The organism is Paraburkholderia sp. (assembly GCF_050742655.1).
In the GTDB taxonomy this organism is placed as follows: Bacteria; Pseudomonadota; Gammaproteobacteria; order Burkholderiales; family Burkholderiaceae; genus Paraburkholderia.
In genome coordinates this window covers 1-26,709 of record NZ_JBOIGG010000036.1, presented here as the reverse complement: position 1 = coordinate 26,709, position 26,709 = coordinate 1, and the positions used below count along the sequence as shown (strand labels likewise).

The 26,709-nt window shown below is 63.8% G+C and carries 25 protein-coding genes and 1 pseudogene; 12 read left to right on the top strand and 14 right to left on the bottom strand.

The features are described from left to right. Both ACREXZ_RS29800 and ACREXZ_RS29795 read right to left on the bottom strand, forming a co-directional pair. Window positions 1-4,877, bottom strand: a 4,877-nt coding sequence (locus ACREXZ_RS29800; RefSeq protein WP_431767729.1) for a beta strand repeat-containing protein, incomplete at its 3' end; no start/stop codon positions are given. A gap of 99 nt (window positions 4,878-4,976) precedes the next feature. Next, window positions 4,977-5,870: pseudogene (locus ACREXZ_RS29795) on the bottom strand (ESPR-type extended signal peptide-containing protein); the annotation flags it as partial. Window positions 5,871-6,499: 629 nt separating this feature from the next. Here ACREXZ_RS29795 and ACREXZ_RS29790 point away from each other — a divergent pair. The 4 genes from ACREXZ_RS29790 (at window position 6,500) to ACREXZ_RS29775 (ending at window position 11,010) form a co-directional block, all read left to right on the top strand. Beyond that, a complete protein-coding gene (locus tag ACREXZ_RS29790; RefSeq protein ID WP_431767728.1) occupies window positions 6,500-7,336 on the top strand; it encodes an EAL domain-containing protein in 837 nt (278 codons plus the stop codon). A 106-nt stretch (window positions 7,337-7,442) separates the two neighbouring features. Next, the gene (locus tag ACREXZ_RS29785) at window positions 7,443-8,153 is read left to right on the top strand and encodes a response regulator transcription factor (RefSeq protein WP_431767727.1); all 711 of its coding nucleotides are present in this window, start codon (window positions 7,443-7,445) and stop codon (window positions 8,151-8,153) included. A 351-nt stretch (window positions 8,154-8,504) separates the two neighbouring features. Further along, window positions 8,505-10,256: a hypothetical protein gene (locus ACREXZ_RS29780; RefSeq protein ID WP_431767726.1), complete on the top strand. Its 1,752-nt coding sequence runs from the start codon at window positions 8,505-8,507 to the stop codon at window positions 10,254-10,256. Window positions 10,257-10,368: 112 nt separating this feature from the next. Continuing rightward, window positions 10,369-11,010, top strand: coding sequence for a DUF1109 domain-containing protein (locus ACREXZ_RS29775; RefSeq protein WP_431767725.1), 642 nt, complete (start codon window positions 10,369-10,371; stop codon window positions 11,008-11,010). A 155-nt stretch (window positions 11,011-11,165) separates the two neighbouring features. Here the strand turns inward: ACREXZ_RS29775 and ACREXZ_RS29770 are convergent, their stop codons facing one another. The 5 genes from ACREXZ_RS29770 to ACREXZ_RS29750 form a co-directional block, all read right to left on the bottom strand. Further along, entirely contained in the window at window positions 11,166-11,639 is a 474-nt protein-coding gene (locus ACREXZ_RS29770; protein WP_431767724.1) for a DoxX family protein, read from the bottom strand. 16 nt (window positions 11,640-11,655) lie between these two features. After that, window positions 11,656-12,453 (bottom strand): HvfC/BufC family peptide modification chaperone, encoded by a 798-nt coding sequence (locus ACREXZ_RS29765; RefSeq protein ID WP_431767723.1) that lies wholly within the window; start codon window positions 12,451-12,453, stop codon window positions 11,656-11,658. Beyond that, window positions 12,450-13,337, bottom strand: a complete 888-nt coding sequence (gene bufB, locus ACREXZ_RS29760; RefSeq protein ID WP_431767722.1) for an MNIO family bufferin maturase — start codon at window positions 13,335-13,337, stop codon at window positions 12,450-12,452. The genes ACREXZ_RS29765 and bufB overlap by 4 nt, the downstream gene beginning before the upstream one ends. Window positions 13,338-13,359: 22 nt before the next feature. Beyond that, on the bottom strand, window positions 13,360-13,635 hold the full coding sequence (locus ACREXZ_RS29755; protein WP_431767721.1) for a BufA1 family periplasmic bufferin-type metallophore: 276 nt from the start codon (window positions 13,633-13,635) through the stop codon (window positions 13,360-13,362). A 143-nt stretch (window positions 13,636-13,778) separates the two neighbouring features. Next, window positions 13,779-14,090 (bottom strand): DUF4148 domain-containing protein, encoded by a 312-nt coding sequence (locus tag ACREXZ_RS29750; protein ID WP_431767720.1) that lies wholly within the window; start codon window positions 14,088-14,090, stop codon window positions 13,779-13,781. 221 nt (window positions 14,091-14,311) lie between these two features. On the opposite strand from ACREXZ_RS29750, the gene ACREXZ_RS29745 reads away from it, so the two are divergent. The 4 genes from ACREXZ_RS29745 (at window position 14,312) to ACREXZ_RS29730 (ending at window position 16,783) form a co-directional block, all read left to right on the top strand. Further along, complete coding sequence (locus ACREXZ_RS29745) at window positions 14,312-14,707, top strand: thioredoxin family protein (RefSeq protein ID WP_431767719.1); 396 nt, start codon at window positions 14,312-14,314, stop codon at window positions 14,705-14,707. Beyond that, window positions 14,707-15,435: a cytochrome c biogenesis CcdA family protein gene (locus ACREXZ_RS29740; RefSeq protein ID WP_431767718.1), complete on the top strand. Its 729-nt coding sequence runs from the start codon at window positions 14,707-14,709 to the stop codon at window positions 15,433-15,435. The genes ACREXZ_RS29745 and ACREXZ_RS29740 overlap by 1 nt, the downstream gene beginning before the upstream one ends. A gap of 134 nt (window positions 15,436-15,569) precedes the next feature. Next, entirely contained in the window at window positions 15,570-16,145 is a 576-nt protein-coding gene (locus ACREXZ_RS29735; RefSeq protein ID WP_431767717.1) for a sigma-70 family RNA polymerase sigma factor, read from the top strand. Continuing rightward, entirely contained in the window at window positions 16,142-16,783 is a 642-nt protein-coding gene (locus ACREXZ_RS29730; RefSeq protein WP_431767716.1) for a DUF1109 domain-containing protein, read from the top strand. The genes ACREXZ_RS29735 and ACREXZ_RS29730 overlap by 4 nt, the downstream gene beginning before the upstream one ends. Before the next feature lie 70 nt (window positions 16,784-16,853). On the opposite strand, the gene ACREXZ_RS29725 is transcribed toward ACREXZ_RS29730, so the two are convergent. Both ACREXZ_RS29725 and ACREXZ_RS29720 read right to left on the bottom strand, forming a co-directional pair. Continuing rightward, window positions 16,854-17,291 carry a CHRD domain-containing protein gene (locus ACREXZ_RS29725; protein WP_431767715.1) on the bottom strand — a complete coding sequence of 146 codons (438 nt, stop codon included), beginning with the start codon at window positions 17,289-17,291 and terminating at the stop codon, window positions 16,854-16,856. Between the two features lie 209 nt (window positions 17,292-17,500). Continuing rightward, the gene (locus ACREXZ_RS29720) at window positions 17,501-18,016 is read right to left on the bottom strand and encodes an RNA polymerase sigma factor (protein WP_431767714.1); all 516 of its coding nucleotides are present in this window, start codon (window positions 18,014-18,016) and stop codon (window positions 17,501-17,503) included. 427 nt (window positions 18,017-18,443) lie between these two features. On the opposite strand from ACREXZ_RS29720, the gene ACREXZ_RS29715 reads away from it, so the two are divergent. Then, window positions 18,444-19,976 (top strand): catalase, encoded by a 1,533-nt coding sequence (locus tag ACREXZ_RS29715; RefSeq protein ID WP_431767713.1) that lies wholly within the window; start codon window positions 18,444-18,446, stop codon window positions 19,974-19,976. A 114-nt stretch (window positions 19,977-20,090) separates the two neighbouring features. Then, on the top strand, window positions 20,091-20,702 hold the full coding sequence (locus ACREXZ_RS29710) for an ankyrin repeat domain-containing protein (RefSeq protein WP_431767712.1): 612 nt from the start codon (window positions 20,091-20,093) through the stop codon (window positions 20,700-20,702). Here ACREXZ_RS29710 and ACREXZ_RS29705 read toward each other — a convergent pair. The 3 genes from ACREXZ_RS29705 to ACREXZ_RS29695 form a co-directional block, all read right to left on the bottom strand. Next, complete coding sequence (locus ACREXZ_RS29705) at window positions 20,699-21,223, bottom strand: hypothetical protein (protein ID WP_431767711.1); 525 nt, start codon at window positions 21,221-21,223, stop codon at window positions 20,699-20,701. The genes ACREXZ_RS29710 and ACREXZ_RS29705 overlap by 4 nt on opposite strands. 255 nt (window positions 21,224-21,478) lie before the next feature. Further along, window positions 21,479-21,958, bottom strand: a complete 480-nt coding sequence (locus tag ACREXZ_RS29700; RefSeq protein WP_431767710.1) for a DUF1348 family protein — start codon at window positions 21,956-21,958, stop codon at window positions 21,479-21,481. Between the two features lie 62 nt (window positions 21,959-22,020). Continuing rightward, window positions 22,021-22,644, bottom strand: coding sequence for a TetR/AcrR family transcriptional regulator (locus ACREXZ_RS29695; RefSeq protein ID WP_431767709.1), 624 nt, complete (start codon window positions 22,642-22,644; stop codon window positions 22,021-22,023). Window positions 22,645-22,782: 138 nt separating this feature from the next. Here ACREXZ_RS29695 and ACREXZ_RS29690 point away from each other — a divergent pair, with 138 nt between their 5' ends. After that, a complete protein-coding gene (locus tag ACREXZ_RS29690; RefSeq protein ID WP_431767708.1) occupies window positions 22,783-23,442 on the top strand; it encodes a YceI family protein in 660 nt (219 codons plus the stop codon). Window positions 23,443-23,479: 37 nt separating this feature from the next. Here the strand turns inward: ACREXZ_RS29690 and tdh are convergent, their stop codons facing one another. Next, the gene (gene tdh, locus ACREXZ_RS29685) at window positions 23,480-24,511 is read right to left on the bottom strand and encodes an L-threonine 3-dehydrogenase (RefSeq protein ID WP_431767707.1); all 1,032 of its coding nucleotides are present in this window, start codon (window positions 24,509-24,511) and stop codon (window positions 23,480-23,482) included. Window positions 24,512-24,537: 26 nt separating this feature from the next. Then, window positions 24,538-25,737: a glycine C-acetyltransferase gene (locus ACREXZ_RS29680; RefSeq protein WP_431767706.1), complete on the bottom strand. Its 1,200-nt coding sequence runs from the start codon at window positions 25,735-25,737 to the stop codon at window positions 24,538-24,540. A 140-nt stretch (window positions 25,738-25,877) separates the two neighbouring features. Between ACREXZ_RS29680 and ACREXZ_RS29675 the strand changes: the two genes are divergently transcribed. After that, window positions 25,878-26,495: a helix-turn-helix domain-containing protein gene (locus ACREXZ_RS29675; protein ID WP_431767705.1), complete on the top strand. Its 618-nt coding sequence runs from the start codon at window positions 25,878-25,880 to the stop codon at window positions 26,493-26,495. Window positions 26,496-26,709: the final 214 nt, after the last annotated feature.

The following is a 26,709-nucleotide window of genomic DNA, read 5'->3' as shown; positions in this document are numbered from 1 at the left end:
ACGTTGCTGTTCGTCGTGCTCAACCCAGTCGACAGGCTGCTGATGCCCGTCGAGGTCGATGTGGACAACGAGCTTACGCCGGTCGACAGAGAGCTGATACCAGTTGACGTGGAACTCGACAGGCTCGTGACATTGCTGTTCGTCGTGCTCAAACCCGTCGACAGGCTGCTGATGCCCGTCGAGGCCGACGTGGACAGCGAGCTCACGCCGGTCGACAGAGAGCTGATGCCGGTCGAGGTGGAGCTCGAGAGGCTCGTGACATTGCTATTCGTCGTGCTCAAACCCGTCGACAGGCTGCTGATGCCCGTCGAGGCCGACGTGGACAGCGAGCTCACGCCAGTCGACAGAGAGCTGATACCAGTTGACGTGGAACTCGACAGGCTCGTCACGTTGCTGTTCGTCGTGCTCAAGCCGGTCGACAGGCTGCTGATGCCCGTCGAGGTCGATGTGGACAGCGAGCTTACGCCGGTCGACAGAGAGCTGATGCCGGTCGAGGTAGAGCTCGAGAGGCTCGTGACGTTGCTGTTGGTCGTGCTCAGGCCGGTCGACAGGCTGCTGATACCCGTCGAGGTCGACGTGGACAGCGAGCTCACGCCAGTCGACAGAGAGCTGATTCCCGTCGAGGTAGAGCTCGACAGGCTCGTGACGTTGCTGTTCGTCGTGCTCAAGCCGGTCGACAGGCTGCTGATACCCGTCGAGGTCGAAGTCGACAGTGAGCTGATGCCGGTCGAGGTGGAGCTCGAGAGGCTCGTGACATTGCTATTCGTCGTGCTCAAACCCGTCGACAAGCTGCTGATGCCAGTCGAGGCCGACGTGGACAGCGAGCTCACGCCAGTCGACAGAGAGCTGATTCCCGTCGAGGTAGAGCTCGACAGGCTCGTCACATTGCTGTTCGTCGTGCTCAAGCCGGTCGAAAGGCTGCTGATACCGGTCGAGGTCGACGTGGACAGCGAACTGATCCCGGTCGACGTGGAACTCGACAGGCTCGTGACGTTGCTGTTGGTCGTGCTCAACCCAGTCGACAGGCTACTGATGCCCGTCGAGGTCGAAGTCGACAGAGAGCTGATGCCGGTCGAGGTGGAGCTCGAGAGGCTCGTGACATTGCTATTCGTCGTGCTCAAGCCCGTCGACAAGCTGCTGATACCCGTCGAGGTCGACGTGGACAGCGAGCTGATCCCGGTCGACGTGGAACTCGACAGGCTCGTGACGTTGCTGTTGGTCGTGCTCAACCCAGTCGACAGGCTACTGATGCCCGTCGAGGTGGAAGTCGACAGTGAGCTAATGCCGGTCGAGGTGGAAGTCGACAAACTCGTCACGTTGCTGTTCGTCGTGCTCAACCCGGTCGACAGACTGCTGATGCCCGTCGAAGTCGATGTGGACAGCGAGCTTACGCCGGTCGACAGTGAGCTGATACCCGTCGAGGTAGAGCTCGACAGGCTCGTCACGTTGCTGTTGGTCGTGCTCAGACCCGTCGACAGGCTGCTAATGCCAGTCGAGGTCGACGTGGACAGCGAGCTTACACCGGTCGACAGAGAGCTGATTCCCGTCGATGTCGAGCTCGACAGGCTCGTGACGTTGCTGTTGGTCGTGCTCAAGCCGGTCGACAGGCTACTGATACCCGTCGAGGTCGACGTGGACAGCGAACTCACGCCGGTCGACAGCGAGCTGATGCCGGTCGAGGTGGAACTCGACAAACTCGTCACGTTGCTGTTGGTCGTGCTCAGGCCGGTCGATAGGCTGCTGATCCCGGTCGACGTGGAACTCGACAGGCTCGTGACGTTGCTGTTCGTGGTACTCAAACCGGTCGACAGGCTACTGATACCCGTCGAGGCCGACGTCGACAGCGAGCTCACGCCAGTCGACAACGAGCTGATGCCAGTTGACGCGGAACTCGACAGGCTCGTGACGTTGCTGTTGGTCGTGCTCAGCCCGGTCGACAGGCTGCTGATGCCCGTCGAGGTCGACGTCGACAGTGAGCTGATGCCGGTCGAGGTGGAACTCGACAGGCTCGTAACGTTGCTATTGGTCGTGCTCAGACCGGTCGACAGACTGCTGATGCCCGTCGAAGTCGAGGTCGACAGCGAACTCACACCCGTCGACAGCGAACTGATGCCAGTGGAGGCCGACGTGGACAGCGAACTCACCCCAGTCGACAACGAACTGATGCCCGTCGACGCGGAACTCGACAAGCTCGTCACATTGCTGTTGGTCGTGCTCAACCCAGTCGACAGGCTACTGATACCAGTGGAGGTCGACGTCGACAGCGAATTGATCGCCGTGTTGGTCGCGAACAATTGCGAGCCGTTGACCGCATCGGTGCTCGACTGCGTCACCTGACCTGCGGCCACGTTCGTCACCTGCCGTTCGGCGCCCACGGCGCCCACGGACACCACGCCCACCGGACTCGGCCCCGCGTAGTTGTACGTCTGGCCGCCGATGGTGCCTGTCGCCGTCGGGTTCGACGGCGCGGTCTTCGCGTTGCTGCCCAGCGCCACGCTGTTTGCATCGCTGGCCGTTGCGCCGTTGCCGATCGCGACGGCATTCGTCACGCTCGCGTTCGCTGCGTTGCCCGCCGCCACGCTACCCGCGCCCGCCGCGCTCGCGTTCGTGCCCATCGCGAGCGAGTTCAGGCCGGTCGCGCCGTCGTTGTTGTAGTTGCCCTGCTGCGTGCCGCCGTCGTTCACACTGTAGTAGTGCGTGCGTGTGGCCGATACCACCGTCGACAGGCTCGACACATTGCTGCTCGTCGTGCTCAGACCAGTCGACAGCGAGGTGATCCCGGTCGACGCCGAACTGGACAGGCTCGTCACGTTGCTATTCGTCGTGCTGAGGCCGGTCGAGAGGCTGGTGACACTGCTGCCCGTCGTGCTCAATCCCGTCGACAGACTGCTGATGCCAGTCGAGGTCGACGTGGACAGGGAGCTAATACCGGTCGATGCGGAGCTCGACAGGCTCGTCACGTTGCTATTCGTCGTGCTGAGCCCCGTTGACAAGCTGGTTACGCTGCTGCCCGTCGTGCTCAATCCCGTCGACAGGCTGCTGATGCCAGTCGAAGCCGACGTCGACAGCGAGCTGATGCCCGTCGATGCGGAACTCGACAGGCTCGTTACATTGCTGTTGGTCGTGCTCAGGCCAGTCGACAGGCTGGTCACGCTGCTACCCGTCGTGCTCAAGCCAGTGGAAAGACTGCTGATGCCGGTCGAGGTCGACGTAGACAGCGAGCTAATGCCCGTCGATGTGGAGCTCGACAGGCTCGTGACGTTGCTGTTCGTCGTGCTCAGGCCAGTCGACAAGCTGGTGACACTGCTGCCCGTCGTGCTCAAGCCAGTGGAAAGACTGCTGATGCCGGTCGAGGTCGACGTAGACAGCGAGCTAATGCCCGTCGATGTGGAGCTCGACAGGCTCGTGACGTTGCTGTTGGTTGTGCTCAGCCCCGTTGACAAGCTGGTGACGCTGCTGCCCGTCGTGCTTAAGCCGGTGGAAAGGCTGCTGATGCCGGTCGAGGCCGACGTCGACAACGAGCTGATGCCCGTCGATGCGGAACTCGACAGGCTCGTTACATTGCTGTTGGTCGTGCTCAGGCCGGTCGACAGGCTGGTCACGCTGCTACCCGTCGTGCTCAATCCCGTCGACAGCGAGCTGATGCCAGTCGAAGCTGATGTGGACAGTGAGATCACGCCAGTCGACAGAGAGCTGATCCCGGTCGACGTGGAGCTCGACAGACTTGTTACGTTGCTATTCGTCGTGCTCAATCCGGTGGAAAGGCCGCTGATCCCAGTCGACGTCGACGTCGACAACGAGCTGATGCCCGTCGACGCGGAACTCGACAGGCTCGTTACATTGCTGTTGGTCGTGCTCAGGCCAGTCGACAGGCTGCCGACGTTGCTATTCGTCGTGCTCAATCCGGTGGAAAGGCTGCTGATCCCGGTCGACGTCGACGTCGACAACGAGCTGATGCCCGTCGACAGGCTGGTCACACTGCTACCCGTCGTGCTCAATCCCGTCGACAGGCTGCTGATCCCGGTCGATGCCGACGTGGACAACGAGCTGATACCCGTCGACGCGGAGCTCGACAGGCTCGTCACATTGCTGTTCGTCGTGCTGAGGCCGGTCGAAAGACTCGCCTCCCGGCTAACTGCGGTGCTGAGTCCCGTCGATGTGGAACTCGACAGACTCGTCACGTTGCTGTTCGTCGTGCTCAGCCCGGTCGACAGCGAAGAGATGCCCGTCGATGCCGACGTCGACACGCTGGAGATGCTGCTCGTCGTGGTGCTCATGCCGGTGCTCAATTGAGCAACCGTCACGGCGTCCTGCGGCGCGGAGCCGTCCGCCACGTTGGTGATCCGGCGCAGCGCCGTCGCGCTGCCCACCGAGACTTCCGACTGCGGCGCCGTAGTGCCGGTCAGATAACCCGTGCCCGTCGGCACTCCCGTACCGGTAGTGGAACCGGCACCGATCGCCACGCTGTTCGCGTACTGCGCCTTGGAGCCCGCGCCGAAGCTGATGGCGTTCGACGCCGATGCCGCAGCACCGTCGCCAAAGGCCAGCGCACCGGCGGCGGCCGCCGTGGAGCTGTTCCCCAACGCGACCGATCCCTGGCCGATCGCCGCGTTCGAATTGCCGATGGCGACCACGCCGCTCGCCGCGGTCGTGCCGGCCGCGTTACCTGCTGCCGTGTTGTTCGCCCCCAAGGTCACAGCACCCGTGCCGTTGGACACATTGGGGTCGCCGATAGCGACCGCGCCGTTGCCACTCACTGTTTGCTGGCTACCGATCGCGACCGCACCGGTGCCACTCGTCACGCTCGACTGATAGCCGATCGCCGTGGCGCCCGTGCCCGCCGCTGCGGCGACAACGCTCGTATCGCCAAGCGCCACCGTTGAGGCCGCCGCAGCCGTTGCATTGGCCCCGATCGCCGTCGAACGTGTCGCGGAGGCTGTCGACCCCGACCCAGCCGCAACTGAAGTAGTGCCGCTCGCTACAGCCTGCGTCCCGAGAGCGGACGAGTTCGTTCCGCTCGCCGCGGCACCGTTACCAATCGCTGAAGCGTTATTTCCTGTCGCAGTGGCCAGATTGCCGATTGCCGTCGAGTTACCGACACCCCCTCCATTGGCAAGGGCGTTCTGCCCGATGGCGATGCTTGCCCCGTTAGATGCCGTTGCGGCGGACCCAATGGCGATAGCAAACGCTCCGCTCGCGACAGTCGCAGCGGTCGGCGCACTACCGATCGCCAGCGAATAGTTTCCCGAATTGCTCGTGCTCAGCGTCGCCGCGCTACCGATACGCATCGCGCCTGTGCCGACGCCGCTCGCCCCACCGAGCCCGAGGTTGCCGCTATTGACATACAGCTCGCCGCCAAGCGTCAGCGAAGTGGATCCGACGGAGCTGCTCGGCCCGTAGAACAGAACCCGGTTCGTCTGCGTGGACTTGTCGGTCGTAATGCACTGACTCGACGCCGCGCCGCCGAGCTGCGTGTTGGTCGGGAGGGCGGTGATGGTAAGTGTGCCGCCAAGAACGGCAGATGTGTTCGCGGCCGGCGCGGTCGAACCGTTGTAGTTGCCCATCGGCGAATAGCCCGTACCGTCGTACGTCCACATACACCCGCCATCGGTACCGTCATTGACGAAAATACCGTAGCCGGCGTGCGCGGGCTTCGCGGCGAAGAGCATCGCCAGCAGAACGCCCATCGCGATCAGCGGCCGGCTCAGCGCGAAGCGCGCGTCCGTGTCGATCGCGATCGCCGACGCGCCCGCACCCATCGTCGCGGTTACTGCCGACCGGTTCGGCTTGCCCCGCGCGGAGTCGATTTCCGAAGCGGCAACCCATGCGCCCAGTGCTTCATTCCAAATAGTTCTGTATGTCTTATTCATTTGAATCGCCCCTCCGACAGGACTTATGCACTGCGGCAAGTTTTAAACGCCCGCTCGAAACATTCTTTTCAAAAAAGCAAAGAACCATGCACCCCGATTAAAGTGTCCGAATTTTATCGAGATGCATTTTTTCAAATTGTCAAACAATGAAAGATGAACCCATGCAAAATGCAAAGAAATGTTAGGCGAGATAGCGCAATGGCATCTGAGGCCCTCTCTATAGGGAAGACGAGTTATACGGACTTTACAGGATTCGTCTGCACAAAAAGGTCCTTAAATATCCTCAGACCTTAAAGTAAATCATTGTCAGAAAATATTTCACATTTAATTCAGAGTAGGTAAAAAATATAGATTCCCGATATTTGAAATCGATTTTATTGGTGAACGTACCATTTAGTTCATGCAAATCCAGGCATAAACCCTGATCAATTCCGGTGTGTCCATCCGCTGCCCAACAAACAATTCCGGTTCTATTTCAGACAATCCGACTGTTTGACCTTCCTTAAACCTTGCGGGCGGAAAAGGACGTTATGGTGTTATCTGGCGAGCGGAGCGCACACGACGCACCTCCGCCGTTCACCGCGCAGCGCAAGCGCCTGGCAGCAGCGAGAGGTTCAAAGGAATGCAACGTGAAGAACATCGGTAGTGCGTTGAGCATCCGCAGCGGTGGCGTTGCGATGAATGTCGGGGAATCGCATCGGCAAAACGATCGGGCGCTAGCCGCACGTGTCCGTCAAGGCCTGCAGGACGGCGAGTTTCGCGTCGCGTTCCAGCCAGTCATCCATGCACAGACGTCGCGTCTGTCCGGCGTCGAGTGCCTGCTTCGCTGGCAGCATCCCGACTACGGGCTGCTGCTGCCCGGCAGCTTCATTCAGGCGCTCGACGATCCGCACACCGCACGGGCCGCGAGCCGCTTCGTCCTGGAATCGGCATGCCAGCAGTTACGCGCGATCCAGGAGGCGGGCCATCCGCTACCGCGCGTGTCAGTCAACATTCACCCGGCACAGCTTCTCGACGAAGACCTGTGCCCTGCCATCCAGGCACTGACCGAACACTACGGCGTCGATCCGTCGCTGCTCGAACTCGAACTGGTCGAGACCGCGGATGCGTCGAAGCTGCTCTGCATCGGTGAGATCACGCGCTCGCTGCGTGAACTCGGCGTGCGCATCGCGATCGACGGCTTCGGCTCGGGTTACGCGTCGCTCGCGGTTCTAAGCTCCGCGCAGATCGACACGATCAAGCTGGCGCGCGAATTTCTCGTGAAGGTTCCGACGTCCCATCGCGCGTGCACCGTGATGTCCTGCGTGCTCGACATGCTCGACAAGCTCGCGATCAAGGTCGTCATCGAAGGCGTCGAGACCGAAGCGCAGTTGCGCTGGCTGAGCCGGCGCGCCGAAGTTCACGCGCAGGGCTATCACATCGCGCGGCCGCAGACGAAGTTCTCAGCCGCGATCGCACTGAGCTGAGCCGGTTCCGCAGTCCGTCTAGCAGCGAGCCTCGATCAAAATGAGGTAGACAGTCGTCGGAAATGCCATAGACTCTCGGTCAAAAGACCATGTATCGAGCGCCCTAATGAGAATCGCAATACTTGACGACGATGCGGAACTGGCTGCCCTCACCCGCGATACGCTGACCGCCGCCGGCCACGCGTGCCACACCTTCCAGCAGGGGCAGACGCTGATGCGTCAGCTCCGACGCGAGAGCTTCGATCTGCTGGTGCTCGACTGGAACGTCCCCGATCTGTCGGGCGAGGCCGTGCTCCAGTGGGTCAGGCAGAATCTGTCCGAACGTTTGCCGGTGCTGTTCGTCAGCAGCCGCGCGCGCGAATCGGACATCGTGACGATGCTCAACGCAGGCGCCGACGACTACGTCGTCAAGCCGGTCTCCGCCGGCGTGCTGACCGCGCGCGTCGCGTCGCTGCTGCGGCGCTCGTATCAGCTGAATCCCGCGGCAACGAAGGAAACGTTCGGCGGCATCGAATTCGACCTCAAACAGAAGCAGGTCACGGTGGGCGGTCAGCCGGTCAACGTCACGCAAAAGGAATTCGATCTCGCGCTGCTGCTGTTCCAGCACTTGAGCCGGCCGCTGTCGCGTGCGCACATCCTCGATGCCGTGTGGAAGCAGACCGCCGACATCCCGTCGCGCACGCTCGACACGCACATCGCGATGGTTCGTACAAAGCTCGGGCTACGCCCTGAGAGCGGCTATCGCCTGACGCCGATCTACGGCTACGGATATCGCCTCGAGACTGTCGGCCAGGACGACGCCGGCACGCCCGCATAACGTACTCCCGCGCGCTCCCGAAAACTCTCACCTTAGAACGAAAGAGACACGCACGACCTGCCGGTGAATGATCGGCCGGTATGGCGACAAGCTGATAAAGCGCAGTAGCGCCGCCTGCACCACCCATCGCCGGAGTAGCCTTTTCGTTGCCGCGACAGGACCCGCCGAAGCGCATGAAAACCGCGCGTCGGCGGCATAAAGACAGGTACACTCGTGCGGTCGAATCGGCGCAGGTTCGTGCGCGCCCGCCGACCGGTTCTCGCAAAAAATCGCATGCCTTTTCCGGGCGCCCCACTCTCGATGCTCCATTCATCCGACTGCCGTCCCGGTCGCCGCGCGCGATCGCTTCGCATGCCGATCGCCACTGCGCGCACCGTGGTTTGCGCAGCGGCCTGCACGACGATGTTCATCGGTATCCCCGCTTCGCACGCGCAGACCCCGACGCTGTCGCCCGATGCGAACACCGCCGCGATCGTGCCAGCCGATGCCGCGCGTGCGCTGCTTGCGAAACCGCAGCCCGACCCGGTCGCGGCGCTCGCGTTGCTGTCGCTCGATTGCCCGATGGGCTCGGGGGCAACCGACCCCGCATGCGTCGACAGCTATCTGCTGAGCCTGCAGGCCAATGCGGAGATCGACGGGCATCGCGATGCGAACCGTCTGCCGCCCGAGTGGTACGGCGACGCGGCGCCCGGTCGCATCGCGATGCGCGACGCGCAGTGGCTGACGTGGCTGGGGCCGCTCGCCGCCGCCGCGCCGTTCGATCCTTACCGGCTCGCCGCGCTGCGCTACTTCGAGGAAGCCGGCGACTTCGCCGCGGCGCAAAGCGCGTTGAAGCCGTTTCAGCAGCGGCGCGACACGCTGCCCGCCACCGATCAGGCGAAGCTGCGCTACCTGGACGTGCAGTTGTGGCTCGCGACGAGCCGCGACCGCGACGCGTCGAACGGCCTGCGCGCCATCGAACAGATCGACGGCACCGTCGACCCGGCGGTACTCGAGTACGCGGCGCGTCTGTGGTTCGTGCGCGCGCCGGCCGAACTCGATGCGTGGCGCGCACAATTGCCGGCACCATGGCCGCCGCTGCTCGACTGGCGTGCCGCGCCACCGGTTGCCGGTGGGTCCGCGCAAGTCGTGCTCGCCGCGCTGCCGGCCAGCCACGCCGCTTCGCCGTACGCGTCCGACAGCGACTTCGCTGCGGCCACTGGCAAGCTGCGGCTCTTCGTCGGCGAGCGGATGTCGGACTGGCCGTTCGCCACCGACGCCGCGTCGCAGTTGCTGACCGCGCGGCCACATGCGGCACTCGACGCCACCCAATGGTGGGACGTGCAGAATCTCGTGTGGCACGCGATCCGCACGGCGCTGCCCGCGCTGCCGGACGACACAGCCGCGCTCGCCGCCCTCGCAGGCGATACGCACGCGCAGGAAGCGCTGCTCGTCGTGAAGACTGCGGACCATCGCGCGCCCGGCAACAGCTTGCTCGAACGGCAAATCCAGTTGCAGCTCGCCGAGCGCGCCCCCACCGGTGCCGCGCGCGCGACCGCGCTGCTCGCCGCCGAACAGGGCAACGGCGACGCGACCCGAATCTACCGGCTCGCCGATCACGATCCCGCGATGTTCGAAGGCCTGAGTACGAGCAACTGGCCACCGCAATTGCTGCTCGTCGCCGTGCAGTCGTACGAAGCGGGCACCGACGACACGCAGCGCGCGCATCACCGGATGCTCGGGCGCCGCTATTCCGACGCGATTCCCGATCTGTCGATCGACGGCACGACATCGAGCTTTCCGCACAGCGAGTTCGACACGCAGCACAACCGCATCGACGCGCTGCTGCAACTCGACGAGCCGCGCGAAGCGAGCCGCATCGCGCTGCGCGACCTGCAGCAGATCCACGCGCATCCCGATCTGAACGAAAACTGGACCGCTAGCGCGCTCGCCGACGTGGTCCACGTGATCCGCTATTTCGACCGCTACGGCGGCGACGACGACGCACGCGTGCTCGCGTGCGCGGCCCGGCCGCTTGCCGGTGGCAGCGGCACAAACAAAGGCAGCAAGGATGAATCGAGCCGCGCGATACTCGATCGCGCGCGAGGCTGCGCGGCGCAATAGCCTTTCCGCTGTAACCCGATCCCTCTCCCGAGCGAATACCGAATGGAGGCCGTCGCCATCCAGGCCCGGTTCTACCCCATTCGTCGGCGAACGTCCGGCACGGAGAAGTGAAATGAAAACGCAGGACCTCGTGTCGCGGCTCGCCGACAATCTTTCGCCGGTCGAACGCGGTGTCGTCGAGAAGCGCTTCAGCCATGCACTCGTCATCGGGATGACGGCCAGCGCCGGTCTGCTCGCGCTGCTCTACGGCGTGCGCGGCGACATGCCCAACCCGCTCGCGATGCCGCTCTTCTGGGCGAAGCTCGCGTTCCCGCTCGCCGTCGTCGCAGGTGCATTGAAGCTTGCGGGACGGCTCGCGCGGCCCGGCGCGCGCGCGGCGTTCGCGTGGACCGCGGTCGCGGCGCCGGTGCTCGCGGTGTGGATCGCGAGTGCGTTGATCATCTGGGCGACGCCGCACGGTTATCGTCTGCAGCTGATGCTCGGCAGCACGTGGCGCAGCTGCACGCTGAGCATCATGCTGCTGTCGCTGCCGACCTTCGCCACCGTCATGTACGCGATGAAAAGCCTCGCACCAACGCGTCTCGTGCTCGCGGGCGCAAGCGTCGGCATGCTGGCGGGCGCGCAGGCGGCGCTCGTCTACGCGTTCTATTGCATGGAAATGGCGGTGCCGTTCTGGGGCATCTGGTACGCGCTCGCGATGCTCGCCACGACGGCGGCCGGCGCGTTGCTTGGCCCGAAGTTGCTGCGCTGGTAAATGATTGCAAATGTCCTGCGCCGCGTTGAACGGCGCCTTACCGTGTCGACAAAAAAGGCCCGCTGTCCGGCGTCAACTGCGACGACGAACAGCGGGCAACTCACGCCGCAACTTCGCTGTGAAATCGTTACTGCATGGCGGGGCTCATATCGCGCTTACTTGATTCCCAGCTTGCGATCGAGGGACACGACGCCGCCGCCGCGTGCAATCAGATACAGCATCAGCCCGGCCCACGACAGATGCGTCGGCCATGCGTCCGGGTACACGAAGATCTCGATGACGAGCGTCATGCCGAACAGCGCGAGCGCCGCGCCGCGCGTGAAAAGCCCGAGCACCAGCAGCACCGGAAAGAAGTGTTCCGAATATGCGGCGACATGCGCTGCGATCTCCGGCGGCACGAACGGCAACTTGTAGTCGGTGCGAAACAGCGAGTAGGTACTGGCGGTCAGCGTCAGAAAGCCGGTGACCTTCGTGCGTCCGGACATGAAGAAGATCGCGGCGATCGCGAATCGCGATACCAGCGCGAGAAACGAATGCCCGATCAACGCCGACGCCCGGTCGGCAGCGGCATTCCAGCACGTGCGCAAGCGGGCGAATGGGCCCGGCATCGGCATCGAAGTGGTTTCCATTGAAAGCGCTCACTGGTTATGAATTGGAGTTGAAGTCCGGGCGATGCGGTGCAGCCCCGACAATTGCGCCGATCGCGCCGACCGCGAGCAGCGTCGACAGCAGCATGCCGAAATCGATGTCCGGTTCCGCGACGAGCGCCTGCTGCGCAGCCGGTTCGAGCGGCAGGCCGGCTGCGCACGCATCGAGAAACGCGTAGCCGCCCGCCGACAGCGACTGCCAGATCACCTGGCCGGCGGGACGCAGCAACAGCGCGCCCTCGCCTTGCCATGCGAGGTCGTCGGGTATGTCGACCGCTTCGCGGTTCGCGCGCCAGATCGTGTACGCGGGCTGTCCGTCGCACCAGAGCCAGCGGGCCGCCGCATGCGGACGCAGCACCGCGCGCTCCAGTTGCACGGGTTCCCATACGGTGATCGCGGCGGTGTCCGCGAGCGTGTCGTCGGCCGCGACGTGCGCCTCGGTCCACAAACGATCGAGTCGCGCGACGTCCGGCAGGTACGGCAGCTCGCGCGCCGGTTCGAAGCGTTCGAGAAACGCGGCAAAACCCGCGCCGTAGTGCAGCAGACGCGCATCGTCGGGCGGCGACGCCTGCACGTACACCGCGGCGGCCGCACGAAACCATTCATCGCCGACAAGCCGCGCGACCGTCGGAAAATTCGCGTGCAGCGCATCGATGCAGCCTTTGAACACCGTGTTGCGATACACGGAAAAGCCGGGTTGATCGACGAGTGCATTCACGCGCGCGTCGTTCGTCACTGCACCGTATAGCGCGCCGACGAAGGCGTCCTGAAACGCGGATAACGACGGCGCGTTCATATGTGCACCTCGACCGGCGTAGTGACGATGCTGTGCAGCGGATGCTCAACAGCATGCGCGGCATCGAGCATCGATTGCGCACGTGCACGCTCGTCGAGCAACACATCGAACGCGGGGATGTTGTCGTCGCGCTCGATCAGCGTGGGACGCGTGCCGATCCGCTCGACGACGTACCGGTACAGCGCCCACACGTCGTCGTCGACCGCGGCGTCGTGAGAATCGATCAGCAGCGGACGAGTCGTGCCCGCATCCACGCTATGGCCAGCCAGATGAATTTCCATCACCGCGGCGGCCGGCACGGCGTCGAGATACGACGCTGCATCGAAGCCGACGTTGTGCGCGCTGATGTGCACGTTGTTCACGTCGAGCAGCAGGCCGCAGCCGGTACGTCGCACGAGTTCGGTCAGGAAATCGATCTCGCTCCAGTCGTGGCCGTCGATGGTCAGATAGTGCGTGGGATTCTCGATCGCGATGCGGCGTCCGAACGCATCCTGTGTCTGCGCGATGTTATCCGCGATGCGCGCAAGCGCAGCTTGCGTGCGCGGAAACGGCAGCAGATCCGGATGATATTGATCGCGCCAGACGGACCACGCGAGGTGTTCGGAAACGAGCGCAGGTTCGATGCGCTCGATCAGCGCTGCCAGACGGCGCAGATGATCGGCGTCGGGTGCGCGGTCAGCGGCAAGCGACAGCGACACGCCGTGCAGCGACAGCGGATGCCGCGCGCGAATCGCCTCGAGCGACGCGAGCCGCGGACCGCCCGCGACCATGTAGTTTTCCGGATGAACTTCGAACCACAGCCCGCGTTGTGTCGCGCGGTGGGCTTCGTCGTAGTGATGCGGCTTCAGGCCGACGCCTGCGCCAAGGTCCGTGAACGTATCCATGATCGTGGGCGCGATGCGGTGCTTACGATTCGATCGCCGTCAGCGAGCCTGCGCCCTTTGGCGTCTTGATCGACGTGCAGGTGCCGGCCGGGACGTTCTTCCACGAGTTGCCTTGATAGTCCATCTTCGCGGTGCCCGCGCAGGTCGTGCCCGCACCTGCCTTGCAGTCGTTGTGGCCGGCGAGCGACACGCCGTAGCACTTTTCGACGGCGCCGCCGGCGGCCTGGGTCTGGGCAAATGCACCCGAAGCGAGCGAGGCGAGAACGAGTGCGGCAGCGGACAGTTTGATCGTGTTCATTTGAGGTCCTGTTGTATTGACGGATAGCAAGGTGAGCAGATCGTCGTTGCGTTGTCGTGAGCGATTTGCTGGTTAGTTCGTCGCTGTCTATCCTGTGATTACAGCGACCCGAAAATTTCTGCGGGACGATCGGGAACGCGCGATCAGCCGTTCACGAAATGCGGAATTTCGTTCGCGGCGCGGGCGTGGGCCAGTTCGGCTTTCACATCCGCACGCGACACGTTCGACATGTCGTGCATCGACTGTTGCAGTACCGGGTATTCGTTATGCGAGAACGCGAGTTCGCCGGCTGCACGGGCGCGTGCCAGTTCGGCGCGAACCTCCGCACGGGAAACCGTTGAAGCAGTGGAAGTAGCGGGCGACATCCCGACGTCGTAGCGTGCGTCGGCGAAAGCGGGGGTCGCGACAGCAGCAACGGCGGCGGCAGCGAACAAGGCGGCAAAGGTCAGTTTCATGATCGACTCCAGTCAGAACGTGCATCGGTAGAAGGAAAGTGGCGGCACGCCGCACTGCATTGCGTGTCTGACGGTGAATTCGCCACGACGGCCGTGCCGGTTACAGCGGCCGACCGTAAAATAAATTTCGCGCGCGGTGTAACCGGCGCCCTCTGTGCAACGAACTCCCATAAACCTATCCATCGAGGCGGCGCCGCTGTCTCGTCCGCAGGAGCCATTCGATGAAACCGTTCTTTTCCGGCAAGATCCTGGCCGGCGCGCTGCTGTCGTGCGCCGTGCTGTCCGGCACCGCGTTCGCCGACGAAGTGCCGTTCACGCAGACCCGTTTCGATCACGCGATCGCGGCGGGCGAACCCACTGTCGTCTACCTGCACGCGACGTGGTGCCCGACCTGCCGCGTGCAGAAGCCGATCGTCGACCGGCTCTCGGCCGAGCCGTCGCTGAAGCCGGTGACGATCTTCGTCGCCGACTTCGATACCGAAACCGCACTCAAGCGCGCGCTGAAAATCACGCAGCAGTCGACCTTCGTCGTGTTCAAACAGGGCCATGAAGTGGCACGCTCGACCGGGCAGACGCAGGAGCAGGCTATCCGCGCGACCTTCGACAAGGCACTGTGATGGACTTCGGGCTCGCGACCTACGGGCTCGGCTTCGGCGCGGGCGTCGTGTCGGTGCTGTCGCCGTGCGTGCTGCCGCTGCTGCCGATCCTCGCCGCATCCGCGCTGTCGAAGCATCGGCTCGGCGCGGCGGCGCTCGCACTCGGCCTGGGGTTGTCGTTCGCGGCGGTCGGACTGTTTCTCGCGACGCTCGGCGCGTCGATCGGCCTCGACGCGGACATGCTGCGGCGTCTCGCCGCCGCGTTGATGGTCGCGTTCGGCCTCGTAATGGTGTCGGGCCGGCTGCAGGAGCGTTTTGCGCGGCTGAGCGCACAGGTCGGCGCGACCGGTCAGCAGGCCCTCGACCACGTGAGCGGCGACGGCCTCGCCGGTCAGTTGCTGATAGGTCTGTTGCTGGGTTTCGTGTGGAGTCCGTGCGTCGGGCCGACGCTCGGTGCCGCGACCACGCTCGCCGCGCAGGGCGAACATCTCGGCCAGATCGCGCTGCTGATGATCGTCTTCGGGTTCGGTGCGGGGTTGCCGCTGCTGCTGCTGGGCGTCGTGTCGCGTGCGTCGATGCTGCGCCTGCGCGGCACGCTCGCGACGTTCGGCCAGCGCTCGCGCTGGGTGCTCGGCGCGCTGTTCGTGGTGCTGGGCGGCGTCGTGCTGACGGGCTTCGACCGGCAGATCGAGACGGCCGCGCTCGCGGTGAGTCCCGCATGGCTGACTACGTTCACGACGTCGCTTTGACCTCTGGGGACGCGACCGCCGGACGCACTTCAGGCTTCGCGAAAATATCGCGCGCACGGGCTGTAAGAACCGGCCCGCTGCGCCGACTAATGGTCACTTCCGCAACCCTATGGCGTCCGAACGCCATCTCCGCGATGACCCACCGCACCGATCCTGGCCTTTCACGGCCTGTCGAAGAACGCCTCCGGGCGCTGCTTGTCCGTGCACTGGACGGCGACCAGGCGGCCTATCACGCATTCCTCGCCGACCTGACCGGCCACCTGCGCGCGTTCCTGCGCAAGCGGCTCTTTCATTTGCATGACGAAATCGAGGATATCGTTCAGGAGATCCTGCTCGCCGTGCACAATGGCCGTCACACGTATCGTCCCGACGAGCCGCTGACCGCCTGGGTGCACGCGATCGCGCGCTACAAGCTCACCGATTTCCTGCGCGCCCGGTCGCGCCGCGAGGCGCTACACGATCCGCTCGACGACGAGTCCGAGCTGTTCGCCGCGTCCGATACCGAGCCCGCCGACGCGAAGCGCGACCTCGAAAAGCTGCTCGATCATCTGCCCGAACGGCAGCGGTTGCCGATCGTGCATGTGAAACTGCAGGGGCTGTCGGTCGCGGAGACCGCACAGCTCACCGGCCTCACCGAATCAGCGATCAAGGTCGGCGTGCATCGGGGGCTGAAAGCCCTGGCGTTGAAGATCAAAGGAGCCACCGCATGAAAACCGACGCGCTTATTTCGCTGCTCGCGACGGGCGCCACTCCTGTCAAGCGGCATGCGGTGAGCCGGCGACTCGCGCCGGCACTGCTCATCGGCGCACTCGGCGCTGCGCTGATTGCGGTGTTCGGTTACGGCGTTCGCCCCGACATCGGCACGATGCTCGTGACGCCGCTGTTCTGGGCCAAGCTGGCATTGCCGTTCTGCCTCGCCGTCGCCGCGCTCGTGCTGACCGCGCAGCTATCGCGGCCGGGCGTCGCCGTGGGGCGCGCATGGGCGGGCGTCGCGGCACCGGTCGCGGCGGTCTGGCTCGCGGCACTCGTCTTGCTGTGGCTCGCCCCAGCCGATTCGCGCGCGGCACTGGTGTTCGGCCATACGTGGCACTCGTGCCCGTTCAATATCGCGCTGCTGTCGGTGCCGGGCTGTATCGCAACGTTCGCCGCGATGCGCGGCCTCGCGCCGACGCGGCTACGGCTCGCGGGTGCGGCGGCGGGACTGCTGTCGGGATCGGTTGCGACCATCGCGTACTGCCTGCACTGCCCGGAGATGGCAGTGTCGTTCTGGGCGGTCTGGTATGTGCTCGGTATCGGGCTGCCGACCGTGGCCGGCGCGCTCGCGGGGCCGCGGCTGCTGCGCTGGTGAAAAGCGCGGTTGGCCAAGATGCACCGACGCGGCCGGCGCATGTCCGGCCGCGTCGCGTGTGAGCCTGCGCTTACTTCGTCGCGGCGACCTGGCCGCGGATTTCGCCGCCGGGGTTCTTCGCCGTGTGCACGTTGAAGTACCAGTTACCGGCCAGCAGACCCTTTTCCTGCGCGTCGGTCAGCGTCGCGTGGCCCTTGATCGGGCTCGGCAGATCGGCGGCGGCGATCGGGATCACCACGCCCGCATTCTTGCCGACCGGGGCCGGGCCGTGGAAGTGCGCCATCGTCGCCGGGCCGCTCAAGCCCGAGTAGTCGACCGTCCATTGCAGTTCCTTCGACGACGTGTCGTACATGCCGGTCAGCTGGCCGTGACCGTCGCTGGCCTTCGGCGGGACTTCAGCGGCGGAGGTCAGATTGGCGCTCACGTTCAGCATGTCGGCCATGGCGATGAGCGGCGAGGCGAGACCAATGGTCAGGGCGAGTGCGGAGAGAGTCAGGTTCAGTTTCACGATGATTTCCGTTGTTGGGTTCGGGGGAGCAGGTCGCAAATCGGTAGCGCGATCGCTGCCTGTTTTCAGAACGTACACCTTCCGGGAATTATTCCATCGCGTTTTCGTTGCGTGGTTCGGCGTATGGCTTCTGGTTAGTGCAGTGCGGAACTGTAAGCGCCGCATGCCGCGCTGCGGCGCACCACACGGCGGGTTGGCCGAAGTCCGCGTTACCGCGCAATGCACGGTCCGAACTGCGCACCCAGCGCTTGTCTCGCCCGCAATACATGGCTCATCGCCGTCGTGACCGGGACGTTCAGCACGCAGGCGGCCTCGTCGTAGCTCAGGCCTTCGACTTCGATCAGCAGTAGCGCAACGCGCTGCACATCCGGCAGGCAATCGACCGCGTCGACGATCGATGGGTAGCGCAGTTGTGTGGCCGTATCGTGACGACGGTTATCGCGCATCGCGTGCCCGTGCCGTTCACTGCGCCAGATCGCGTGCATCTCGCACAGTAGACCGACCCACGGCGGTACGTCCGATCGCACGCGCCGCGGCCGCTCGAGTGTCCGTGTGCACGCGCGCTGCACGATGCGCTCGGCGGCACGCCGGTCGCCGCAAAGTCGCAGCGCGAATGCCCACAGCCGCGGCAGCATCGCGACGAGCTGCGCGGGCAAGTCGTCTCCGCCCGATGTCGACGCACGCGTTTGAGCGTGCGGTGTCCCGGTATCGAATCGTGCAGCCATGCACGGCTCCGTCGAATGGAATGTGGCGCTGCGGCACGATTGCCGCATTTGCACTCGCACACGATGTGAATCGCGAAACGGACAAGCACCGGCACCGCGCTCGCGTGCAGGCCGGTAGCGTAGCCGCAGAGCACGTCACACGCATTTGATAATTCCGATCCGCTTGATAGCGATAAATCATCGCGCGGCGTCATGCTTCATTCACACATCACTCCACGCAATAATCCAACCCCGTCTTTTCGTTAATTCCTTTCGAAAATGCAATGCGAATTGACAATGTCATTTCCCATCCTGTTTACGGCTGACAATTAAAGCGTGCTATCTGGTTAATTTCAAAATTCGATTGGCTGCTCAATACCGATTTCAATACTATTCGCTGCGTATCTAGCGCCCCCTAGCCACACCCCACAGTCTGCAGGAGACGATCATGGCGAACACCGCCAGACATTCACTCAAGTATCTTCCCGCGGCGCTTGCCGTCGCGCTTGCTTCAACGTCGTTCGCCGCCGACCTCACGCGCGACGCCGGCGCTCCGATCGGCGACAACCAGAACTCGCAGACAGCAGGCCCGAGCGGCCCGGTGCTGTTGCAGGATTCGAATCTGACCGAGAAACTTCAGCGCTTCGATCGCGAACGCATCCCCGAGCGTGTCGTGCATGCGCGCGGCACCGGTGCGTTCGGCGAGTTCGTCGAGGACGCCAATATTTCGGATCTGACGAAGGCGCAGGTTTTCACGCCAGGCGCGCATACCCCTGTATTCGTGCGGTTCTCGACGGTGATGGGTTATCGCGGATCGCCCGAGCAGGCCCGCGACCCGCGCGGCTTCGCGACGAAGTTCTACACGCAGCAGGGCAACTGGGATCTGGTCGGCATCAACTGGCCGATCTTCTTCATTCGCGACGCGATCAAGTTCCCCGACTTCGTTCATGCGAACAAGCCGAGTGCGGTGACCGGCGTGCAGGACGCGAATCTCGCATTCGACTTCTTCTCGCACACGCCCGAAGCGACGAACATGCTGACCCATCTGTACACCGACGAAGGGATGCCGGACTCGTACCGGCACATGGATGGATTCGGCGTACACGCGTTCAAGCTCGTGAATGCAAAAGGCGAAGTGCATTATGTGAAATTCCATTGGAAAAGCGTCCAGGGAATTCACGGCATCCGGCCTCAGGACATTCCGGGATCGATCGGAAAAGACTGGAATCTGATGTCGAACGATCTCTATACTGCATTGAAGAACGGTGACTATCCGAAATGGGATATGTATATCCAGGTGCTCAATCCCAGCGATCTCGGCAAATTCGACTATGACGCGCTCGACGACACGAAGATCTGGTCGTCGGTGCCCGAGCGCAAGATCGGCACGTTGACGCTCAACCGCGTTCCGGACAACTACTTCCAGAGCACCGAGGAATCCGCGTTCGCGCCGTCGCGGATGGTGCCGGGCATCGAGCCCTCGGAAGACCGGATGCTGCAGGGCCGCCTGTTCTCGTACGCCGATACGCAGATGTACCGGCTCGGACCGAACTACAACGAGCTGCCGATCAACCGGCCGCTCGTCACCGTCACGAACAACAATCAGGACGGTCTGATGAATTTCGGCGACCGAAAAGGCGACGTGAATTACGAGCCGTCGGGTATCGCGGAGCTCGCGCAGGATCCGCAATACAAGCCGGTGCAGACGCCGCTGTCGGGCACGACGCAGCAGCAGGCGATCCACAAGACGCTCAACTTCCGGCAGGCCGGCGAGTACTACCGGTCGTTGTCCTCGCAGGGCAAGGGCGATCTCGTCACCGCGCTCGCCGGGGATCTGAACCACGTCACGAACGACGGCAACAAGTACACGATGCTGTCGTATTTCTATAAGGCCGACGAGGACTACGGCAAGCGCCTCGCGAGCGCCACGCATGCGGACGTTTCGCGCGTCGCGGCGCAGGCTGCGAAGCTAGTCGACTGACGTACGCCGCGCGACGGCTCCGGTTCATGCCGTCGCGCGGCGTCTGCGTGGTTCCCTCGTCACGAGTGCGGGCCATATGCATATGGCTCGCCGTTTCTTTACCGTAGGTTCATCATGCGATCCGTTCCCCGACTGAAATGCGCGGCGGCATGCGCTGTTGCATGCATCGCGTTCGCCGCGGGATGCAGTTCGACACCCCCGCTCGTCGTGCCGACCCGCGACGCAGTGAGCGCCAATCTCCATCAGTACGACGACGAATGGTTCGCCGCGGCACGTCTCGGCCGCGTCGACATCCTCAAGGCGCTGATCGATGCCGGCTATCCGCTCGACAGCCAGACGGACGCCGGCTATACCGCACTGATCCTGTCCGCCTATGACAGCCAGCCGGCCGCGCTCGACTTCCTGATCGGAGCGGGCGCGAACGCGTGTATTGGCGACCGGCACGGCAACACGGCGCTGATGGGCGCGCTTTTCAAGGGCGAAACGGCGATCGCGCGACGCCTGATGGCGACGTCGTGCAACATCGATCAAATGAACAATGCAGGCGAAACGGCGCTGTCGTTCGCGGCGCTGTTCGGACGCCTCGCGCTGCTGCCCGAACTGGTCGCGCACGGCGCGAATCCCGATCACACCGATGCGCACGGCGGCACAGCGCTGCAGATGGCCGACGCGCAGGGCAACCGCGCCGCGGCGGAAGCGTTGCGCAAGATTGGCGCGACGCGCTAGAAGCGCACCTTCAGCTGGAAGCCGATCGTGAACGGCAGGTCGTCGGAAGGGATCGGCGGAATCACGATGAAGTTCGCGCCGATGTTCTTGTATTCGACCATCACGATCGGCGCAGCCACCGGGCCGATCGTGTGATTACGGCCGAGGCCCCAGTTGCCGTAGTTGTAGCCGGAGATGATGCCGCCCATCGCCGCGAGCCGCACGTAGCCCCAATGCAGGAATTCCGGCGCCCAGACACCGCCGCCGTACCACGACGGCCGGCGCAGCGAATTGCGAAACCCACCGGCGGTCACCGCCCATTGCCCATTGAGCCAGCATTCGACACCGAGGCCAGGGTTGAACTGCTCGAAGTGTTTGTTCGGGTCGGGATTGATGTGATACGAGCCGAGCATCGCGTCGACCCATACGCCGCCCTGACACCACTCGGCCGCGCGCGTGGCCGGCGCAGCGGTCAAACCGGCGACGAGCGCCGCTAGCGCGAATCCGCGCGTCGTTGTCTTTGTCGTCTGCCAAACACGCATGTCTTCTCCGTCACCGGTCGCGCGCCGGTGTCATGATGGTTCCGCCGAGGTTGTCGGGTTGCGCCCGTCGCACTGTACCTGAACATATCGAGAGGCAGTGGAGGTGCTGCTCAGAACCGCGGGCACGCGAACTGCGGGACGCCGGACGCGGTGCCGCCAGGGGGAAGCACAATAGCGAAGGCCGATGACAGAGGGGTGAAGCTCAGCGACGAAGCGCGTACCTGCGGCTTTCATGCGGTACGCGCATCAGTGTGCCTAGAGACCGAGATCGGACAGGCCCGGATGATCGTCGGGACGGCGGCCGAGCGGCCAGCGGTACAGACGGTCGGCTTCGCGGATCGGCAGGTCGTTGATGCTCGCGTGACGGCGCGCCATCAGGCCGTGCTCGTCGAACTCCCAGTTCTCGTTGCCGTACGAGCGAAACCAGTTGTTCGAATCGTCGTGCCACTCGTACGCGAAACGCACCGCGATGCGATTCTCGCCGAACGCCCACAACTCCTTGATCAGCCGGTAGTCGAGTTCCTTCGCCCATTTGCGGCTCAGCAGGCCGACGATTTCCGCGCGCCCGGTGACGAACTCCGAGCGGTTGCGCCACACGCTCTGCGGCGTGTACGCGAGCGACACGCGCTCCGGATCGCGGGTGTTCCAGCCGTCTTCGGCGGCCCGGACTTTCTGGATCGCCGTTTCGCGTGTGAACGGCGGAACGGGCGGACGGGTTTCGATCGAATCGCTCATGGTTCTTCCTCAGGGTGAGGGTCGCTTGCGCGACCGGTAGTCGGGTGTGGGGGGTTCGGTGGTCAGGTCGTGGATCGGCGGGGCGTGGTGTAACTGTCGAGCAGCCGCTCGGCTGCGGCGCGTGCATCGAGCGCCGTGTCGGCCTCGCCGCTGACGAGCGCGACGCCGATTGCGCCGTCGATCAGGATCAGCCACTGACGGGACAGGCGCGCCGCAAGCCGCGTGCTCTCGCCACTCGATGCGATGTATTCGTCGCACACCGAACGCACGAATCGCAGCAAACGCTCCTTGTGCTCCCGCGCGACGATCCGGATCGGGTCGTCGGCCGTGGCGATTTCGCCAGATGCATTCAGAAATGCGCAGCCGTGAAAGTCGTCGGACACGAACCATTCACGCAGCACGTCGAACATGCCGATAAGCTGCGCGCGCGGCGTTCTGCCGTGCCGCACCGTCCCTGCGATGAACCAGTTCATCCAGCGTTCGTCGCGCCGCTCCAGCGCAGCCGCGACGAGTGCGTCCTTCGATTCGAAGTGCGTGTAGAAACTTTTTCGCGCGGTGCCGGACTGCCGCACGATCGCGTCCACGCCGGTCGCGTGGATGCCGCCCGCGTAGATCAGCGCTTCGGCCGCGTCGAGCAGACGCTCGCGTGCACCGGCGGTCGTCGAGGAATCGGAAGAGGTCGTCATGTGACGTAAGGTAGAACGATCATTCCACCCTGTCAACATTTTCGTCGCAGCCGTGCACGTCTTGGGCCGTGCCGGGCGGCACACGCGATCACTCGACTTCGGTTATCGTGAGGTCGATCGCGTCACGGACCCTTCGCCATGAAAAGAATCGTTGCCCGCGCGGCTTTCGCGCGTACGTTTTCAACCGTCTTCGCTGCCGCCACGCTGACGCTCGCGGCCGCGTGCACACCACTGCAGGTGGTCACGCACTCGGTCAGCCCGACCGAAGCGCGCGTACCCGTAGGGCAGTACACGCTCGATCCACACCACTGGAGCGTGATTTTCGACGTCGACCATCTGAAGTATTCGCGCTTCACGATGCGCTTCGATCGTGTGAATGCGCAGCTGGACTGGAATCCGGGCGGGCTCGACAAGAGCCATGTGGACGTGACGATCGACGCAGACAGCGTCGATACGAACGTGCCGATTCTCGACCGGCTCGTCAAAAGCGACAGCATGTTCGACGTCGCGCGCTATCCGCAGATGCGTTTCGTCAGCACGCGCTTCGAACGTACTGGCGATGCACACGGCACGTTGACCGGCGATCTGACGATTCGCGGCGTCACGCAGCCGGTCACGCTCGACGTGACGTTCAACGGCTTCGCGCCCGACCCGCTGACCAGGCAGGACACGCTCGGGTTTTCAGCGGAAGGCCGCTTCAGCCGCGCGAAGTTCGGACTGGCAACGTGGTACCCGGCCGTCGGCGACGACGTGCACGTGCGTATTCAGGCCGAGTTCGTGCGACCGCCCGCCGGTTAACGTTCGACGTTCGACGGGCGGCCGTGTAGAGAGGATGTTACGCAGCGGTCCAGTCGAGAATGACCTTGCCGCTTTCGCCCGACAGCATCGTCGCGAAGGCTTTTTCGTAATCGGCGACGGCGAAGCGGTGCGTGAGGATCGGCGAGAGGTCGAGTCCGCTTTGCAGCATCGCGACCATCTTGTACCAGGTCTCGAACATCTCGCGACCGTAAATACCCTTGATTTCGAGGCCCTTGAAGATCACCTGGGTCCAGTCGATCGCGGTCTGCGCGGGCGGAATGCCGAGCAATGCAATCTTGCCGCCGTGATTCATCGCTTCGAGCATTCCGGTGAACGCACTCGGCACGCCTGACATCTCGAGCCCGACGTCGAAGCCTTCGGTCATGTGCAGATCGGCCATCACGTCGCGCAGCGTTTCGCGCGACACGTTCACCGCGCGCGTCGCGCCCATCTTGCGCGCGAGTTCGAGGCGATAGTGGTTGATGTCAGTGATCACGACGTTGCGCGCGCCGACATGCTTCGCGATCGCAACGGCCATGATGCCGATCGGACCAGCACCGGTGATCAGCACGTCTTCGCCGACGAGGTTGAACGACAGCGCAGTGTGCGTCGCGTTGCCGAACGGATCGAAGATCGCGGCGAGATCGTCGGAGATGTCCGACGGAATCTTGAATGCGTTGAAGGCGGGAATCACCAGATATTCGGCGAATGCACCCTCGCGATTCACGCCGACACCGACCGTGTTGCGGCACAGATGACGGCGCCCCGCGCGACAGTTGCGACAGAAGCCACACGTGATGTGCCCTTCGCCTGACACGCGGTCGCCGATTGCGAAACCGCGCACCTCCTGGCCCATCTCGACGATCTCGCCGACGTATTCGTGGCCGACGTGCATCGGCACCGGAATCGTCTTTTGCGCCCAGTCGTCCCACTTCCAGATATGGATGTCGGTGCCGCAGATCGCCGTGCGCTTGATGCGGATCATCACGTCGTTATGGCCGACCTCGGGTTTCTTCACCTGGGTCAACGTGAGTCCTGGGCCGCGTTCGAGTTTCGCAAGTGCTTTCATCGTGATTCCTGATCTTTAGCTCATTTTCAGATTACGCCGAGCGAGCGGCCGACGCGGGCGAACGCATCGACAGCGCGATCGATCTGTTCGGGCGTGTGCGCGGCGCTCATCTGCGTGCGGATGCGCGCGCGGCCCTTGGGCACGACCGGGTACGAAAAGCCGATCACGTAGACCCCTTCGTGCAGCAGCGCGTCGGCCATTCGCGATGCGAGCGTCGCGTCACCGAGCATCACGGGAATGATCGGATGCTCGCCGGGGACGAGCGAGAATCCCAGTGCGCTCATCGCGTGGCGAAAACGTGCTCCGTTTGCGCGCACGCGTTCGCGCAGCTGCGCGCCTTCGTCGCTTGCGAGCAGATCCAGTACTTTCAACGATGCCGCGGCGATGCTCGGTGCGAGCGTGTTCGAAAACAGATACGGGCGCGAACGCTGACGCAGCAACTCGATGACTTCGCGACGAGCCGCGACGTAGCCGCCCGATGCGCCGCCGAGCGCCTTGCCGAGCGTGCCCGTGATGATGTCGACGCGCGACAGCACGCCGCAATGTTCGGGCGTTCCACGACCGTGTTCACCGATGAAGCCGACCGCATGCGAGTCGTCGACCATCACAAGTGCACCGTAGCGGTCCGCGAGATCGCAGATGCCGGCGAGATCCGCGATGATGCCATCCATCGAAAACACGCCGTCGGTCGCGATCAGCTTGAAGCGCGCGCCGGCCGCATCGGCTTCGCGCAGCTTCGCTTCGAGGTCGGCGAGATCGTTGTTGCGGTAACGATAACGCTTCGCTTTCGACAGACGCACGCCATCGATGATGCTCGCGTGATTCAGTTCGTCGCTGATGATCGCGTCGGATTCGTCGAGCAGGGTTTCGAACAGACCGCCGTTTGCATCGAAGCAGCTCGAGTACAGGATGCAGTCGTCGGTCTGCAGAAAAGCGGCGATGGCGCTTTCCAGTTCCTTGTGCACGGTCTGCGTGCCGCAGATAAAACGCACCGACGCCATGCCGAAGCCGTCGTGATCGAGGCCGGCTTTGGCCGCTTCGATCAGGCGCGCATCGTTAGCGAGGCCCAGGTAGTTGTTCGCGCAGAAATTCAGCACACCGTCGCCGGCGGCCAGACGGATTTCCGCCGACTGCGGACTGGCGATCACGCGTTCGGTCTTGTGGAAACCGTCTGCACGGATCTGGTCGAGCGTCCCGCGCAGATGAGCGAGGTAGGTGTCACGCATGAATCGGGCTCCTGGGGTCGTCCGGACTATGTGCGGCCGGGCTGTGTGCTGTTATAGTCGGTTTTCGGTTTGATCGAATATTTTCGATTTTCCGAACACAAGTTCGGGATATCGAACAACTCTAAACGATAGGTCTTTAAATGGCAAGTTCGGCGACCCGTCGTCAGGCCGCGCCCGCTCCGTCCATTTCGCCCGCTTCCGCGCCTGCTGCACCGCCGCGTGTCGGCGAGCAGATCCAGCGTTTGCGCAGCGAACGCCGCATGACGCTCGACGAGCTGTCGCGCACGGCGGGCGTATCGAAATCGATGTTGTCGGAGATCGAACGCGACAAGGCCAATCCGACGATCGCAGTCGCGTGGCGCCTGACCAACGCGCTCGGCGTCAGCCTCGATTCGCTGTTTGCCCAGCAGAAAGCACCCGACGCGATCGAGGTATCCGGTCCGCACGACATCCCCACGTTGAATGGTCACGACGCGCGATATCAGTTGCGCGTCTGGGGGCCGATCGAACTGGCGGGACGCTTCGAGTGGTACGAGCTGACGCTGCAGCCCGGGGGCGCGCTGGTGTCGAATGCGCACGAACCCGGCACCCGCGAGCATCTGACCGTGCTGCACGGTTCGATCGAGGTCGAAGCCGCCGGCGAAACCCGGCGGTTGAAAACCGCCGACACCGCGCGCTATGTCGCGGACGAAGCGCACGCGATTCGCAATGCCGGCAAAGGAGAAGCGAAAGCACTGCTCGTCGTGATTCATGGCTGAGACCCATGAGGAGCGGTCGAACACGCCGGCTGCAGACAGGGTCCGTTAGCCGACCGGCCGAGGTTGCGGCAATCACTGTATATTTGTAAGGGCTATCCACTTAGCACCACTATTCCATATTGTGGGAATCTGGTGCGGTCGGTGCGTCATGCTTTCGGGCAACATCACGGTACGTGACCGGTTCGCATATAACCGCCTGCTCAAGCAGACGATA

What these genes read in the sequence shown, in the direction of transcription:
- ACREXZ_RS29755 (WP_431767721.1), bottom strand. Translation starts at nt 13,635, where the DNA reads ATGAACACGATCAAACTGTCCGCTGCCGCACTCGTTCTCGCCTCGCTC.
- ACREXZ_RS29720 (WP_431767714.1), bottom strand. Translation starts at nt 18,016, where the DNA reads ATGGCTGCACGATTCGATACCGGGACACCGCACGCTCAAACGCGTGCG.
- ACREXZ_RS29680 (WP_431767706.1), bottom strand. Translation starts at nt 25,737, where the DNA reads ATGCGTGACACCTACCTCGCTCATCTGCGCGGGACGCTCGACCAGATC.
- ACREXZ_RS29745 (WP_431767719.1), top strand. Translation starts at nt 14,312, where the DNA reads ATGAAACCGTTCTTTTCCGGCAAGATCCTGGCCGGCGCGCTGCTGTCG.
- bufB (WP_431767722.1), bottom strand. Translation starts at nt 13,337, where the DNA reads ATGGATACGTTCACGGACCTTGGCGCAGGCGTCGGCCTGAAGCCGCAT.
- ACREXZ_RS29700 (WP_431767710.1), bottom strand. Translation starts at nt 21,958, where the DNA reads ATGAGCGATTCGATCGAAACCCGTCCGCCCGTTCCGCCGTTCACACGC.
- ACREXZ_RS29775 (WP_431767725.1), top strand. Translation starts at nt 10,369, where the DNA reads ATGAAAACGCAGGACCTCGTGTCGCGGCTCGCCGACAATCTTTCGCCG.
- tdh (WP_431767707.1), bottom strand. Translation starts at nt 24,511, where the DNA reads ATGAAAGCACTTGCGAAACTCGAACGCGGCCCAGGACTCACGTTGACC.
- ACREXZ_RS29785 (WP_431767727.1), top strand. Translation starts at nt 7,443, where the DNA reads ATGAGAATCGCAATACTTGACGACGATGCGGAACTGGCTGCCCTCACC.
- ACREXZ_RS29695 (WP_431767709.1), bottom strand. Translation starts at nt 22,644, where the DNA reads ATGACGACCTCTTCCGATTCCTCGACGACCGCCGGTGCACGCGAGCGT.
- ACREXZ_RS29705 (WP_431767711.1), bottom strand. Translation starts at nt 21,223, where the DNA reads ATGCGTGTTTGGCAGACGACAAAGACAACGACGCGCGGATTCGCGCTA.
- ACREXZ_RS29765 (WP_431767723.1), bottom strand. Translation starts at nt 12,453, where the DNA reads ATGAACGCGCCGTCGTTATCCGCGTTTCAGGACGCCTTCGTCGGCGCG.
- ACREXZ_RS29740 (WP_431767718.1), top strand. Translation starts at nt 14,707, where the DNA reads ATGGACTTCGGGCTCGCGACCTACGGGCTCGGCTTCGGCGCGGGCGTC.
- ACREXZ_RS29750 (WP_431767720.1), bottom strand. Translation starts at nt 14,090, where the DNA reads ATGAAACTGACCTTTGCCGCCTTGTTCGCTGCCGCCGCCGTTGCTGCT.
- ACREXZ_RS29770 (WP_431767724.1), bottom strand. Translation starts at nt 11,639, where the DNA reads ATGGAAACCACTTCGATGCCGATGCCGGGCCCATTCGCCCGCTTGCGC.
- ACREXZ_RS29710 (WP_431767712.1), top strand. Translation starts at nt 20,091, where the DNA reads ATGCGATCCGTTCCCCGACTGAAATGCGCGGCGGCATGCGCTGTTGCA.
- ACREXZ_RS29735 (WP_431767717.1), top strand. Translation starts at nt 15,570, where the DNA reads ATGACCCACCGCACCGATCCTGGCCTTTCACGGCCTGTCGAAGAACGC.
- ACREXZ_RS29675 (WP_431767705.1), top strand. Translation starts at nt 25,878, where the DNA reads ATGGCAAGTTCGGCGACCCGTCGTCAGGCCGCGCCCGCTCCGTCCATT.
- ACREXZ_RS29730 (WP_431767716.1), top strand. Translation starts at nt 16,142, where the DNA reads ATGAAAACCGACGCGCTTATTTCGCTGCTCGCGACGGGCGCCACTCCT.
- ACREXZ_RS29715 (WP_431767713.1), top strand. Translation starts at nt 18,444, where the DNA reads ATGGCGAACACCGCCAGACATTCACTCAAGTATCTTCCCGCGGCGCTT.
- ACREXZ_RS29780 (WP_431767726.1), top strand. Translation starts at nt 8,505, where the DNA reads ATGCCGATCGCCACTGCGCGCACCGTGGTTTGCGCAGCGGCCTGCACG.
- ACREXZ_RS29690 (WP_431767708.1), top strand. Translation starts at nt 22,783, where the DNA reads ATGAAAAGAATCGTTGCCCGCGCGGCTTTCGCGCGTACGTTTTCAACC.